Genomic DNA, 15,399 nt, shown 5'->3' on the forward strand with positions numbered 1-15,399 from the left:
TGCCTTTATTTTATTATTATCTTAGCGAAACTTTTTTTACCTTTTTGTAAAATATATTCACCTATTTCTAAATTTAGTTTTTCGTCATTTACTTTTTCTTGATTTATACTAACTGCATTTGCTTTTATATCTCTTCTTGCTTGCGAAGTTGAACCAACTAATTGTGCATCAACTAAAGCTTGACAAAGCCAAATTCCAGATTCCATCTCATACTCTGGCATATCTGTAGGAATATCTTTATTTGCAAATACTTTTTCAAATTCCGCTTTTGCTTTTTCACCTTCACCTTCACCATGGAATCTCTCAACAATCTCCATAGCTAAAGCTTCTTTTACTTTTTTAGGGTGTAAAGTTCCATTTTCTACACCATTTTTTAACTCTTCAATCTCTTTTAAAGATTTTGAAGATAGAAGTTCATAATATCTCCACATTAATTCATCAGAAATTGAGAGTGTTTTCCCAAACATATCGTTTGGTTCATCTGTAACACCAATATAATTTCCTAAAGATTTTGACATCTTTTGAACCCCATCAAGTCCTTCTAAAATTGGCATCATAAGAACTGCTTGTTGTTTTCCAGTATTATACGCTTTTTGTAGAGTTCTTCCCATAAGTAAGTTAAACTTTTGATCTGTTCCACCAAGTTCTATATCTGTACCCATTGCAACAGAATCATATCCTTGAAGTAAGGGATAAGTAAATTCACTTACAGCAATTGGTGTATTGCTCGCATATCTTTTTGAAAAATCATCTCTTTCTAACATTCTTGCAACTGTTAAATGTGAAGCTAATGAGATAAGTCCACCTGTTCCTAACTCTTTTAACCATTTTGAGTTAAATTTTACTTCTGTTTTTTCTGGGTCTAAAATTTTGAAAACTTGTTCTTTATAACTTTGTGCATTTGCAATAACTTGTTCTTCTGTTAATACTTTTCTTGTTTCACTTTTTCCTGTAGGATCACCAATTGTTGCAGTAAAATCCCCAATTAAAAACTGAACTATTCCACCAAATTTTTGGAAAGTTGCCATTTTTTGAATAAGTACTGTATGTCCTAAGTGTAAATCTGGAGCAGTTGGATCAAATCCAGCTTTTACATAAAAATTTTCACCCTTTTCATAATAGTTTTTAATTAATATCTCTATTCTTTCAATATCAATAATTTCTGCAGTTCCTCTTTGAATCTCTGCAAGGGCTTCTTTTACTCTCTCTTCCATTCTCTTCTCTCTTATTTTTTAGTGTATGCATCTTTTTTTGAGAAAAACTCTATAACTTTTGCTTTTTTCTCTATAATTTTTCTAACCTCTTCAACATTTGCAATATTTATTTCAAACTCAATATCACAATATTGTCTATATGAGTGTCTCTCCCTACCATAGTCAACTGATAATATATATCCTTCATATTGACTCATATATGATAACAATCTTGCAAGCTCGCCTTTGGTATTTGGGAGGCTTACAACCATTTTATATTGGTAGAGTGTATCTTTTGTCCATTTACAAAGAAGCATTTGTTCATTGCTCATAATTTTTTTATAAGCTTTGTCACACATCTTATGGTGAATAACAGCTTTGTTTCCATCTCTAAAAGCTACTATTTCATCGCCAAATTTAGGGTGACAACAGTGGTCAAATGATACAGAATTAATACTAAAATTTGAATATAAAATCATATTATCAAATTTAAATTTCTTTATTTTTGTGGTGTAGATTTTAAATCTTGCTACAAAACCTCTATCTTCAATTATCTTTTTTTCAATTTCATGCTTTACATGTTTGAAATAATCAATAATTTGAGGCACTTTAAAAAGTGAGTCAAATTTGTATATAGAGGTTACATTATCCATATATTTAGAAAAAACAGTATTTATTATATTTCTTCCTGTTAGTTCATCAATCTCTTTGATTCTTTGAGAACAAAGAAGTCTTATCTGCTTTTTTGCCCTATTTGTTTTTACTAAATCTAGCCATGAACATCTAGGAATTGCATAATCAACAGTTTTTATTGAAACTATATCTGAACTATGAAGTTCTGTTAAAAGAGGCTTTTTAATTTTGTTTATATAACACTCAATGGCATTTTTACCAACATCTGTGTGAACTGCATAGGCAAAATCATAAGCGGTTGAACCTCTTGGGAGATTAAAAGTGTCTCCATGTGGTGAATATACAACTATCTCTTCAGCGTATAAATCATCTTTTGTATCTTGGTAAAACTCTTCTACATTATCATTTGAGTACTCTAATGATTTTAGCCAGTTCAAATTTGGTTGATGTTTTAAACCGCTTTTATATTTCCAGTGTGCTGCAATACCATACTCTGCAACTTTGTTCATCTCAAAAGTTCTAATTTGAACTTCATAGATTTTTGAGTTATAAAATACTGTTGTATGGATAGTTTGGTACCCGTTCTCTTTTGGTGTTGCCACATAATCTTTAAATCTAGATATTAGAGGTTTATACTCCAAGTGTAAAAATCCTAGAACTTTATAACAATCAATATCTTCAGGAACTAAAATCCTAATTGCTAAAAGGTCTAAAATCTCATCTATAGTTACACCTTTTCTTTGCATTTTTAAATATATTGAGTAGTAGTGTTTAATTCTGCTGTAGATTTGTACTTGGTTTAAATCAAAACCATTTTTCTCTAAAACTTTTTTTGTTGAAGAGATAAATTTATTAAAAGATAGTTGCATTGCATGTTGATGTTCTACCATAAAATCATCAATCTTTTTATACTCATTTGGGTAAATATATGAAAATGCTAAATCTTCCAAAGTATTTTTAACTGTTGATATCCCAAGCCTGTGAGCAATTGGTACATAAACTACAAGAGTCTCTTCCGCTATTCTTTGTTGTTTGTTTTCAGGAAGAGCTGAAAGGGTAAGCATATTGTGTAATCTATCACAAAGTTTTACTATTAAAACTCTTACATCATCAATTGAAGCAATAAGCATTTTTCTAAAAGTCATTGCTGAAGAGATGATTCTTTTGTCAGAATCCGATGGAATAAGCTCATGTTCCCTTATTGCATCAATTTTTGTTAATCCATCAACCAAATGGGCAACACCATCTCCCCATTTATCTCTAACAAACTCTAAAGAGTATTTTGTATCTTCCACCACATCATGAAGTAATGCAGAAGCAATTACATCTTCAGCAGTTGAGAAGTGTGAGACAACAGTTGCAACTAAAATTGGGTGAATAACGTAAGGTTCACCACTCTTTCTAAATTGACCTTCATGTGCCTTTATTGCAAAGTCAATTATCTCTTCAAGTTTTGGGCTAACTCTTGTTTCGTGGTGAAGTAGTGCTATAGCATCATCCAAAGTATTAATACTTTGGACTTTTTGAATAAATGGATCCATAAGTGTACCTAAGGTAATAAAGCTTTAAGGCTTTATTACTCTTTAGAAACCAAACCTTCGATTTTTAGAACTCCAGTTGCAATTTCATCAATTGCAATATCTGTATATTTCATATTTTGTGTATTTTTATCTAAAAGAGGTTTTGCACCTTTACTTAATTCATCTGCTCTTTGTCCCACTGCAATTGCTAAAATATACCTATCGTTATTTACTTTTTTCAAAGCTTGTGACATTCTCTCTTCTAATCTCATTGGTTTTCCTTAATATTTATTTTACTATTGAACATCTACTTAAATCACCATTGATTATTTTTAGTAGATTACCTTTTTCACTCATATTAGCTACAACTATTGGAAGTTTGTTGTCTTTTGCTAACGCAATTGCTGTATCATCCATTACTTTAATATGATCTTCTAAAGCTTGATCATAAGTAATAACATCTAATTTAACTGCATCTGGATATTTCATTGGGTCTTTATCATAAACACCATCAACTTTAGTTGCTTTGATTAACATACAAGCATCAATTTCTGTTGCTCTTAAAGTTGCAGCAGTGTCAGTTGTAAAGTAAGGGTTCCCTGTACCAGCACTAAATATAACAACTCTTCCTTTTTGTAAGTGTCTAGTTGCTCTTCTAACAATATAAGGTTCAGCAATTTGTTCCATTTTTATTGCAGTTTGAAGTCTAGCAGAAAGTCCTTTATGTTCTAAAGCCTCTTGCATAGCAACACCATTTATAACTGTTGCTAACATTCCCATATAGTCAGCACTTGTTCTTTTAATAACACCATCAGCTGCAGCTGTAACACCTCTGATGATATTTCCTCCACCAATAACAATACCAACTTCAATATTGTTATCAATTAACTCTTTTATTTCATTACCTATATAATCTAAGATTTGGGTATCAATACCATACCCTTCTGGACCAGCAAGGGCTTCACCAGAAAATTTTACAAGTACTCTCTTTCTCATTTGTGTCCTTTTGTAATTGTGCGATTTTATCTAAAAAATCCTAAAAAAAAGTTGATAAAATTAACTTAGAGCCCATTCATAGAATGGAAGTACACTTATTTTAATATCATTTGAATTTATAACTTCACTATTTGAAACAGTTACTATGTTCACTTCTTCTATCTTATAATCAAGTGCAATTTTTTTTATTTTTTTTAGTTGAGATTGCATCAAAACAGAGTTGAAAAAAGGGATAGAGATAATTGCAAGATTTTTTTCAGGAATAAAAAAATCTATATAATCTAGATAATAAATCTCTTTAAACTTATTTTTTAATTCTTGAAAAATAATATTTGTTAATTCATTTTTAAACTTCTTTTTATGGGTGATTGCATCAAAAAATGCCCCATTATAAAGAAATATTTTTCTGTTTGCTTTGCTTTGATTATATTTTGGTAAAAAATAAATAATATTTTCTTCTTCAAAAGTTTTGCACTCTTCATAAAATTTATCTTTTGAGATTTTCATCTTAGTTTTAAGATTCAAAAAAAGTTGATTTAGTGATTTTTTTTCGTCAATATTTAAAATAAGAGTTTTCAAAATCTCTAAAGAAGTTTCATCTTTAGTAATAAGTTTTAAAATATTTTGTAACTCTTTATATATTTTAAATTCACTGATTTGAACACTTTGAGGAAGATTTCCATATTTTAAAAAACTATTAAAACTTTGAGTGATATTTTGATTTTTTTTATCATGAAGAAGATACTCTTCAAAATCCAATGCCCATAAAAATAGATTTTTATAACCTTTGATTTTGTTATCCATTTTTGTAGTTATAATAACACTATCACAAAAAGGAATTTTTATATCAAACTGGAAATTTTCTAAAACTATTACTTTGATTTTATTTCTAAATATATACTCTTCTAATCCTAAAGATATCTCCTCTTTATCAACTCTAAAATCTAGAAAGTCTATGTAGATATAATCTTTGGGTGCAAAATTTGATAAATAGTCATATATTAAAAAACTTTTGCCAACTCTTGGAGAGCCTCTTAAAATTGTTTTTGGATGGGTGATTCTTATCTTTCTTTCAATAAAATTGATTTTATTAAATTCAAGCTCATGGCAGAACTCTAAAGATGTCATACTCTATTTTCTTGAAGATTTACTGCCTCTTTAATTGCATTTTTATAGCTTTTACAGTTTATGGCTCTATTTTTTTCATATGCAATATCAAAAGCTGTTCCATGGTCAACTGAGGTTCTTACAATTGGAAGGTTTAGACTTATATTAACGCTTTGGTCAAAGTATAGAGCTTTTAGTGGAGCTAAACCTTGGTCATGATACATGGCAACAAAATATCTAAAATTACTTCTTGAGGCTTTTGAAAAGGCAGTATCAGGTACAAGTGGTCCTTTAAAAATCTCTTTATTTAAACTACTATTTGCATTTTTTATAGCTTTAAAGATTTCTACCTCTTCATCTCCTAAAACACCATTGTCACTTGCGTGTGGGTTTAGAGCTAAAACTCCTATTTTTTTAACTTTCACACTTTTATAAAAGTCAATTAAAAAAGAGCTTAGACTCTCTTCATCAATTGATTTTGCAACTTGTTTTAGTGGAATATGTTCTGTGTATAAAGATACAAAAAGCTTTTTACAACCAAGCATCATAATTGCATTTTTCCCAAAATAGTCCCTTAGAACTTCTGTATGACCCTTATATTTGATTTTTGCTTTGCTCCAAGATTCTTTGTTTATTGGTAGAGTAACAATGGCATTTACTTTTTTGTCATTTGCCAGATTAATTGCTTCCATAAAAGAGTCATAAGAGTATCTTCCACTTTTTTTTGAAACTTTCCCTGGTTTTATATCAAATTCACCTTTTATCTCATAAAGTTTGAAATCTTCTGGAATTTCTAGTTCAAGTAATTTGGCAGCTTTGTTTAACATAACCCTATTAACACAATATAGAGGTTTACAATATTTTTTAATCTTTTCATGGGATCTAAGTGCTATTTCAATACCAATTCCATTTAAATCACCAATTGATATTGCTATAGTTGGTTTATTCATTATAGAAGCTCTTTCATCTCTTTTATTGCTTTTTCAAGTCCAGTAAAAACAGATCTTGCAATAATACTTTGTCCAATATTTAACTCTTCTATAGCCTTTATTGAAGAGATTGAAGTTACATTTTGATAGTTTAACCCATGACCTGCTGCAACTTTCAAATCTAATTCATTTGCTCTTTTAGAAGCAATTTTTAACTCTTTTTTACTTTTTACAAGTAACTCTTTTAGCTCTTCTCTTGGTAAATCAAGCTCTTTAATACAGTGGTGAGTATTTGCCAGATTGCTATATAACATTGCATAGATATTTGCAAAACTTCCTGTATGTAACTCAATCCACTCAACATTTAATTGTGAAGCTAATTCAATCATTTTTAGATCTGGGTCAATAAATAAAGAGACCTCTATTTCATTATCATGGAGTTTTTTTACAGCTTTTCTAATTTTGTCAAAGTTTGTTTTTAAATCAAGTCCACCTTCAGTAGTTACCTCTTCTCTTTTTTCAGGAACTAAAGTAGCTCTTAAAGGTTTTAATTCACAAATTGTATCAATAATATTTTCATCAATTGCACACTCTAAATTTACAGGTAAAGGTGAGAGTTGACATATAAGTTTTGCATCTTCATCATGAATATGTCGTCTATCTTCTCTTAGATGAATAGTAATCTGATTTGCACCTGCTAGTTTACAAATTGAGATTGCATCTAAAGGATTAGGATCGTTTATTTTTCTTGCTTCTCTTAAAACGGCAATATGGTCTATATTTACTCCAAGTAACAAAATTCTTCCTTTATGATAAATCTTTTAGTGTTGAGATATTTGCTGCTAGTTTATTTTGAACTTCTAAGAACTCCATTTCAGGAATACTATCAGCAACCACTCCTGCTCCTGCTTGGAAAATAACAGTATCTTTTGTAAGCATAGTAGTTCTAATTGTAATGGCACTATCCATATTTCCATCAAAACCAAAATATGCAACACTTCCTGAATAGAAGTTTCTTTTGATACCTTCAAATTGTGCAATTAGTTCCATTGCCCTAATTTTTGGAGCTCCTGTCATAGTTCCAGCTGTAAATGTTGCTGCAAAAAGGTCAAACATATCATATTTGCTCCCATCAATTTTTGCTTCAACATCTGAAACCATATGCATTACATGAGAGTATCTTTCTACTCGCATCAAATCTGTAACTTTTACTGTTCCAGGAAGGGCAACTCTTCCAACATCATTTCTTCCTAAATCAACAAGCATAATATGTTCTGCTCGCTCTTTATCATTTTTTACCATCTCTTCTTCAAGTTCTAAATCTCTATCTAGATTTTTCCCTCTTTTTCTAGTTCCTGCAATTGGTCTTAGTAAAATATGTTCGTCAACAAGTCTTACCATAACTTCAGGAGAACTTCCTGCAATAGAGAAATTATCAAACTCTAAGAAGAAAAGATAAGGGCTAGGATTTTTACTTCTTAGCACTCTATAAAAACTTAAATGATCAACTTCAGCTTTTTGTATAAATCTATTTGACATTAAAATTTGAAAAATATCTCCAGAACGTATCATCTCTTTTGATTTTGATACCATCTCAAAAAATTGCTCTTTTGTATAGTTAAATTTTCCTTCATCAAAAATTTTTGCTTTTTTAATTGGAGTAAATTTATATGGAGAAGTTAGTTCTTGATATATTGATTCTAAATCAGCCTCTTTATTTTTTAAAGAGGTAACCATTATAAGTTTAGAAGTTTTGTGAGAGAATCCTAAAACAATTTTTGGTCTAATTAAGTCTAAATCTGGGATATCCAATTGGTCTTCAAGATTATTCATATGTTTTTTTAAAACAGGCTCAAACTCTTTAGCCATATCATAACCAACATTTCCAATAAACCCATCAATAAGTCCAATTCCTAACTCTTCTGATTTATTTTTATAAAAGGTTTTGTCTATATTTTTATAGTAATTTTGTAAAAATTTAAGAGGATTTGAATCAACTTCTGTTACTTCTTCTGCTTCGTTTTTATAAAAACATTTTCCATTGTTGTACCAAACTCGCTCTCGATCACCAATAACTATATATGAGTAGTTTCCTTCAGCTGAATTAATAGTACTTTCATATAAGAATGTTATCTCATTTTTGTATAAACTTTTAACTTTTTCGTAGATAGATACCGGAGTAAACTGATCTAGAAAAAGCTCTTTTGAAAAAAAATCCATCTAATCTTTACCTTATTAGTATGTTAGTATAAATGCCCCTGAAACATTTAACTCTTTTTTAATATTTTCTGAAGCACTTTTTGCAAGTGTTCTTGAATTATAAGGGCCAATTAAGACTTTATGGAATATTTTGTTGTTAATTGAAACCTTATATATTTTATATGAAAAACCTTTGCTAGAAATGTTTGTTAAATATTTAGCTGTAGGCATTTTTGAAAACGCACCAATTTGAACAAAAGTTCCTTTTGGTTTTGTTGTAATACTGTTTGATATAGGAGCTGTTTGTTTAACAGGTTCAGCTTTTTTTACTACAGGTTTGTTCTCTTCAACTTTTTTTACTACAGGAGCAACTGGTTCAGCTGGTTTTATCTCATCTTTAACTTTAAAAACATCAGGTTTAACCTCAGGTTTCTCTTCAACAAGCTCTTTTTCTTCAATTTTTGAAAGATTAAGATTCTCATTTATTTTATCTTCTATTTGAGCCTCTTTCTCTTTCTCTTCTTTTATATTTTTTAGTTTTTCATTTATAATTTTTTGGTACTGATCCTCAATATTTTCACCCTCAGTGCTAGTCTCATTTGTAGCAGTACCATTTTTTGTAAATGAATCATTTGAAGTAGAATCATTTGTAACAAGGCGAATTATAATAATTGTCAATAAAAAGAGTATAACTAGTATAAGCCCTAAAATAAGATATCTTTTCTTACTTTTTTCATTTGAACCTGCTTTACCTAGCATAATATCACTATACTCTCTCTCCTCTTGAATCTCAATCTCCCTATCAAATTCTGATTGTTGTTGAGCTGGTCTTTGTCTTGTTTGTTCATCAAAAAGAGATTCACTATTTTTTATCTCATTTAATCTTTGTTCTATCTCATTTCTCTCTTGTTGTAACTGAACTTTTTTTATAAAATCTTCGCCTCTAATTTCCATAAGTAATCCTTGATACTTTTAAGTTATAAACTTTTAGTATGTTGATTTAGTGTAAATTACAAAACCTCTAGCTAACTCTTTTAATTCTTGTTTAATATTCTCTTGTAATTGTGTGTTGTTTATATCATCTAAAACATCACAAATTTTGTTTGCAATAATCTCAAACTCTTTCTCTTTCATCCCTCTTGCAGTTAATGCTGGAGATCCTATTCTAATACCTGAAGTAATAAATGGACTTCTTGTTTCTCCTGGAACTGTATTTTTATTTACTGTTATCCCTGCATTCCCTAATGCTGCATCTGCATCTTTACCTGAAAAATCTTTATTTAAAAATGATACAAGAATAAGGTGATTATCTGTTCCTTCTGAAACTATATCATAACCTCTTGAAACCATAACTTTTGCTAAAACTTGTGCATTTGCTTTAACTTGTTTTGCATACTCTTTCCATTTTGGATCAAGTACTTCTTTAAATGCAACAGCTTTTGCTGCTATTACATGAACAAGTGGTCCACCTTGAATCCCTGGAAAAATTGCAGAGTTTATTTTTTTTGCAATCTCTTCATCATCACATAAAATCATACCACCTCTTGGTCCTCTTAATGTTTTATGAGTTGTAGTTGTAACTACATGTGCATAAGGAAATGGGCTTGGATGTTCATTTGCTGCAACTAATCCTGCAATATGTGCTATATCTGCAAACAGGTATGCTCCAACTTCATCAGCTATCTCTCTAAATCTTTTAAAATCAATCTCTCTAGGATAAGCAGAAGCTCCACAAACAATAATTTTTGGTTGAACAATTTTAGCAATCTCTAAAACTTTATCATAATTGATTCTACCATCTAATTCAACTCCATAATAGAATGCTTGATAGTTTTTACCAGAAAAGCTTGGTTTTGATCCATGAGTTAAGTGTCCACCATGGCTTAGATCCATACCTAGAATTTTATCTCCTGCTTTAATAAGTGCTGCATAAACTGCACCATTTGCTTGACTTCCTGAGTGAGGTTGAACATTTGCATATTTACAACCAAATATTTCACATGCTCTATCAATAGCTAATTGTTCAGCTTTATCTGCAAATTCACATCCACCATAATATCTTTTATATGGATATCCTTCTGCATATTTATTTGTAAATACTGATCCCATTGTTTGCATTACTGCTGGGCTTGTGAAGTTCTCACTTGCTATCATCTCTAAGTGGTCTGTTTGTCTCTCTTTTTCAGCCTCTACTAAATCAAAAATCTCTTTATCTGCTTCTTCTAATGTTGCATCTGAAATAAAACTCATTCTATTATCTCCTGGTTATTATTAATTATTCTTCTTCGTTATCAAGTAAATTCACTTCTGATTTCACTGGTTTCATTGCTGGGAATAGCAACACATCTCTTATTGAGTGCTCATTTGTAAGCATCATTACTAATCTATCAATACCAATACCTTGACCAGCTGTTGGAGCCATACCATAAGATAAGGCATTTACAAAATCCTCATCCATCTCATGTGCTTCATCATCGCCGCTATCTTTTGCAGCCATTTGTGCTTCAAATCTTTGTAATTGATCAAGTGGATCATTTAACTCACTAAAGGCATTTGCAATCTCTTTCCCTGCAATAAATAGTTCAAATCTATCTGTCAAATGTGGTTTTTCATCACTTCTTCTAGCAAGTGGTGAAATCTCAACTGGATACTCTGTAATAAAAGTTGGATTAATAAGTTTAGCTTCAACAAACTCATCAAAAAGTTCCCCTTGAAGTTGACCTAAATTCATCCCTTCATTTACTTCAAGATTGTTTTGTCTTAAAAATGCAATAATTTTATCTTTGTCTTGAGTAATCTCTTCAGGAACACCACCAATTGTAGATAATGATTCAATTAAAGGAATTTCACTAAATTTAGAAAAATCAATTTTATTTTCCCCATAAGGAAGAAGGGTTGGTAAATCTAAATGATCAAATAGGTACTCAAAATACTCTTTTGTTAGAGCTATTAAGTCTTTATATGTTTTATATGCCCAATAAAATTCTATAGAGGTAAACTCTGGATTGTGTGTTGCATCCATACCCTCATTTCTAAAGTTTCTATTGATTTCAAAAACTGCTTCAAATCCACCAACTATTAATCTTTTAAGATATAACTCTGGTGCGATTCTAAGGTATCTATCTACATCTAGTGCATTGTGATGAGTAACAAAAGGTTTTGCATTTGCCCCACCTGCAATTGGGTGCATCATTGGAGTTTCAACCTCTAAGAAACCTTTTGATTCAAAAAATCTTCTTGTAAGTGAGATAACTTTTGATCTAATTTGAAAAGTTTTTCTAACTTCACTATTCATAATTAAATCTAGATATCTTTGTCTATATCTTAGCTCTTTATCTTGAATTCCATGATATTTTTCTGGAAGTGGCGAAATAGCTTTTGTTAAAATAGTTAAATCTGATACATGTAGTGATAATTCACCTTTATTTGTAATAAATGGGTATCCACTAACTTCTACAATATCTCCAATATCAACAAATTTCTTAAAAATTTCATTATAAAAATCTTCAGGAAGATTGTCTCTTGCTACATATATTTGTAAAACTCCACTCTCATCTTCAATTTTTAAAAATGAAGCTTTTCCCATAAGTCTAAAAAATTTAATTCTACCAGTTACTGTATAATTTCTATTTTCATCTCTTTTTTCTTCAGTTTGAAAAAGGTCACTATTTACATTTAAGTATTTTGAAATAGTGGTATTTCTATGTGATTCATTTGAATATGGATTAATACCTTTTTCTCTTAATAAATTTGCTTTTTCTATTCTTTGTTGTATAAATTTATTTTCAAACAATATTAATTTCCTTTTTAAATTTTATTCTGCTTTTGTTTCTGTATTGCTTGGTGTCTCTTCGCTATCATTTGATTTAGTTAGCTCTTCTACAACGCCTTTTTTAGCACTTTGAATTACTGCATTTGTAGATTCAACTGTTGCATCTTTTAAATCTTTTACTGTCTGTTTAATCTCATTAGTAATAGATTTTTTCTCAGTTAAATCTGGATCTTCTTCCATTTTCTCTTCTGTTGATACACTATCTTCAACTTTTTTAACAAAATCAGAAGCATCAAGTTTTACTATAAAACTTCCAGTTTTAATAAGAAGTGGAAATGTAGTAGAATTTGCTGTTTTGTCAACCATTAAATCTTTAAAAGATTGGATTTGGTATAAAGAGTAAGCAATAATAGAGAAGATAAAAAACATCTTTGCACTTCCAAAAACAAATCCTAAAATTCTATCAAAAACCCCAAGTCCACTCATTGAAAAAATTTTACTTATAACAATTCCCAAAACATAAACAATTGCCCAAAAACCAACAAGTCCAACAATAAAACCAACTAATTTGATTGTTGCATTATTCTCTAAAGATAAAAGAGGTGCTATTTTTGTTCCAATTTCAAGTGAGAGTCTTGATGCTACAAATATACCACCAATAATTCCTACTAAACCAAATACTTCTCTTGTGAAACCTCTGAAGAGTCCCTTAAGACCAATTAAAACAGTTAAACTTACAATTACTATATCAAAACCAGTAAAACTTTGCATTTAATTCCTTATATATAGTATGGCGCAATTATATCTTAGTTTATCAAAATAAAAGTTTAATAGGGTTCATATCCAAAAAAAGTTTTAGATAAAATTGATTTTAAAACAAGCACCATAGAATTTCTCATTTTCAAGAGAAAAACTACAGTTATTAACCTCTAAAATATAGTTCATATGTTTTGTCAAAATTTCTCTTGTCATATAAAGACCAATGCCTGTCCCTTGGCTTTGATGTTTTGTAGTAAAATAGGGCTCAAAAATTCTACATATTATATCTTCAGGAATCCCTCCTGCACTATCTTTTATATATAAAATATTGTCAATATATTCAATTAAAACAACTCTTCTTTTATTGCTGTCTTGTGAATCAAAGGCATCCGAAGAGTTATTCAAAATATTTAAAATTGCCTGCTGAAACTCATTTTTAAAACCAAATATTTTAATATCTTTATCAATATTAACAATTAACTCTATTTGGCTATGTTTAAACTTGTCTTTTAACAAAGAGAAGTTTTCAAGTATAGATTTAAGAAGTGAAAAGTTTGTTTTACTCTTCTCTTTTTTAAAGAAGTTTTTAAAATCTTCAATAGTTTGTGAAAGATATTCTGAGTTTTTAAGTATCATCTCACAAGTTGAATCAAAATGTTTATCATCAAGTAAATCTAAATCTTTTTGTAGTTTTAAAGAACTAATAGCTGTAGAGATAGAGGTTAATGGTTGTCTCCATTGATGGGCAATATTACTTAACATCTCACCCATTGCAGCCATTTTACTTTGTTGGAAAAGCATCCTATCTTTCTCTTTATTTTTTTGTGTTTCCTCTTCAACTCTTTTTTCTAAGGATTCATTAAGTTCTAATAACTCTTTTGTTTTTAGTTCAACTAAGTCTTCTAAACTATCATTTAATCTCATCAATTTTTCTTGTTGTTCAATCTCATGGGTAATATCAGTTAGTGTTACAATAATATAGGGAATAGTTTCATTGTCAAATATTGTGGAGTTTACATTTAAAGTAAAATGATAAAGTTTACTATCTTTTAATATTGCAGCTTTAAATTTAATATCTGGATTTGCCAAAATATGTTCAGCCCAATTTTTACCACCATAATCCTTGTCAACAATATAGGTATCATCATACATATCAATAAAAGTTTCACAAATACATTTGTATCTATTTTGAAAACTATCCAAACTATTGAAGTTAAAGAAATCAAGTAATTGTTTATTTGAATTTTTAATTATACGTCCATCAGTAATTACTATGATATTTTTTTGAGAATCAAGAATAATTTGATTTTTTTCCTCTTGTTTTTTTATTTCATCAAAATTATTTTGCAGTTCAATATTTAGTTTTTTAATACTATTTAAATAGATATAGTATGAGATAATTGTATATAAAAGACCAATAAAAAATATTATAAGAAGAACAAAAAGTCTAGAGTTTCTTTTGAAATTTTTCACATCTAAAAGATCAATCTCATTTAGATTTTTTACTAAGATTACATATCCTATTTGATTTTTGTATTCATTAATTTTAAAAGTAGTAATAAGTTTATCTTCGATAATTAAAAATTTCTCTTCATTTAATATTCTTTTTACTCCCTCTTTTTTTATAAAATCAATTAAAGAGGGTTTTGCATTTAAATTTGCAATATAATAATCCTCTAAAAACATTTTTGTAAAAGGGTAAATTATTTTATCTTTGTACTTTTCATCTGCTAAAACAATAGAATCAATTTTGGTTTTTTCCAAGGTTTTTGATATTGAGTTAAAGTGGGTAATTATTTCAAAAACACCTATTGCTTCATTATTGTGAATAATTGGAATCATTGATTTAAAAGTCATATCAAATTTTCCAATACTAATTGTGGCTAAGTTTTTTTTCTCTTTTAATACAATATTTACATTATCTCTAAAAACCAATGAGTCATCAGTCTTATTTGTCCAACTTCTATAAAAACTATTTCCATTTTTATTAATTATTTGAAACCAAACATTTTTAAATTTTGTATTCTCTTTTAACTCCTTTGAAAACTCTTCAAATTTTAAATTTGAATTATTATTTGATAGAAGTGAATTAATTATATTTTTATTTCTTGAGATGGAAATTGCCATTGCTAAAGTAGCATTTTTTTTCTCTGAAATAAGGTTAGCAATATCATTTTTCATGGAGATGGAGATATTTGTATATTTTTGATTTAGCTGCTTTTTCTCCTCAGATTGTATATAAAAGGCAGATGAAACATAAATCACAAGGGAGATAATCGAGAAGACTATAA

General features: G+C 29.2%; 13 protein-coding genes. All 13 read right to left on the minus strand.

Annotation, left to right across the window (positions count from 1 at the left end; genetic code table 11):
• Positions 1-5: 5 nt before the first annotated feature.
• Positions 6-1,214: a tyrosine--tRNA ligase gene (tyrS, locus tag AEBR_RS04410; RefSeq protein ID WP_128981777.1), complete on the minus strand. Its 1,209-nt coding sequence runs from the start codon at positions 1,212-1,214 to the stop codon at positions 6-8.
• Positions 1,215-1,225: 11 nt separating this feature from the next.
• Positions 1,226-3,367: a RelA/SpoT family protein gene (locus AEBR_RS04415; protein ID WP_129087577.1), complete on the minus strand. Its 2,142-nt coding sequence runs from the start codon at positions 3,365-3,367 to the stop codon at positions 1,226-1,228.
• 35 nt (positions 3,368-3,402) lie between these two features.
• Complete coding sequence (locus tag AEBR_RS04420; protein WP_128981781.1) at positions 3,403-3,618, minus strand: DNA-directed RNA polymerase subunit omega; 216 nt, start codon at positions 3,616-3,618, stop codon at positions 3,403-3,405.
• Between the two features lie 16 nt (positions 3,619-3,634).
• Positions 3,635-4,342 (minus strand): UMP kinase, encoded by a 708-nt coding sequence (gene pyrH, locus AEBR_RS04425; protein WP_128981783.1) that lies wholly within the window; start codon positions 4,340-4,342, stop codon positions 3,635-3,637.
• A gap of 60 nt (positions 4,343-4,402) precedes the next feature.
• Positions 4,403-5,470 carry an ATP-binding protein gene (locus AEBR_RS04430; RefSeq protein WP_129087578.1) on the minus strand — a complete coding sequence of 356 codons (1,068 nt, stop codon included), beginning with the start codon at positions 5,468-5,470 and terminating at the stop codon, positions 4,403-4,405.
• Positions 5,467-6,399 carry a 4-hydroxythreonine-4-phosphate dehydrogenase gene (gene pdxA / locus AEBR_RS04435; RefSeq protein ID WP_129087579.1) on the minus strand — a complete coding sequence of 311 codons (933 nt, stop codon included), beginning with the start codon at positions 6,397-6,399 and terminating at the stop codon, positions 5,467-5,469. The genes AEBR_RS04430 and pdxA overlap by 4 nt, the downstream gene beginning before the upstream one ends.
• The gene (locus AEBR_RS04440) at positions 6,399-7,175 is read right to left on the minus strand and encodes a pyridoxine 5'-phosphate synthase (protein WP_129087580.1); all 777 of its coding nucleotides are present in this window, start codon (positions 7,173-7,175) and stop codon (positions 6,399-6,401) included. The genes pdxA and AEBR_RS04440 overlap by 1 nt, the downstream gene beginning before the upstream one ends.
• A 10-nt stretch (positions 7,176-7,185) precedes the next feature.
• Positions 7,186-8,598, minus strand: a complete 1,413-nt coding sequence (locus tag AEBR_RS04445; protein WP_129087581.1) for an anthranilate synthase component I family protein — start codon at positions 8,596-8,598, stop codon at positions 7,186-7,188.
• Between the two features lie 15 nt (positions 8,599-8,613).
• Entirely contained in the window at positions 8,614-9,531 is a 918-nt protein-coding gene (locus AEBR_RS04450; RefSeq protein WP_129087582.1) for an SPOR domain-containing protein, read from the minus strand.
• A gap of 33 nt (positions 9,532-9,564) precedes the next feature.
• The gene (locus AEBR_RS04455; protein ID WP_172658850.1) at positions 9,565-10,827 is read right to left on the minus strand and encodes a serine hydroxymethyltransferase; all 1,263 of its coding nucleotides are present in this window, start codon (positions 10,825-10,827) and stop codon (positions 9,565-9,567) included.
• A 25-nt stretch (positions 10,828-10,852) separates the two neighbouring features.
• Positions 10,853-12,370, minus strand: a complete 1,518-nt coding sequence (lysS, locus tag AEBR_RS04460) for a lysine--tRNA ligase (protein WP_420370932.1) — start codon at positions 12,368-12,370, stop codon at positions 10,853-10,855.
• A 21-nt stretch (positions 12,371-12,391) separates the two neighbouring features.
• Positions 12,392-13,120, minus strand: coding sequence for a CvpA family protein (locus tag AEBR_RS04465; RefSeq protein ID WP_129088332.1), 729 nt, complete (start codon positions 13,118-13,120; stop codon positions 12,392-12,394).
• Positions 13,121-13,204: 84 nt separating this feature from the next.
• The gene (locus AEBR_RS04470; protein ID WP_164969531.1) at positions 13,205-15,289 is read right to left on the minus strand and encodes an ATP-binding protein; all 2,085 of its coding nucleotides are present in this window, start codon (positions 15,287-15,289) and stop codon (positions 13,205-13,207) included.
• Positions 15,290-15,399: the final 110 nt, after the last annotated feature.

This window comes from Halarcobacter ebronensis (genome assembly GCF_013201825.1).
GTDB lineage: Bacteria > Campylobacterota > Campylobacteria > Campylobacterales > Arcobacteraceae > Halarcobacter > Halarcobacter ebronensis.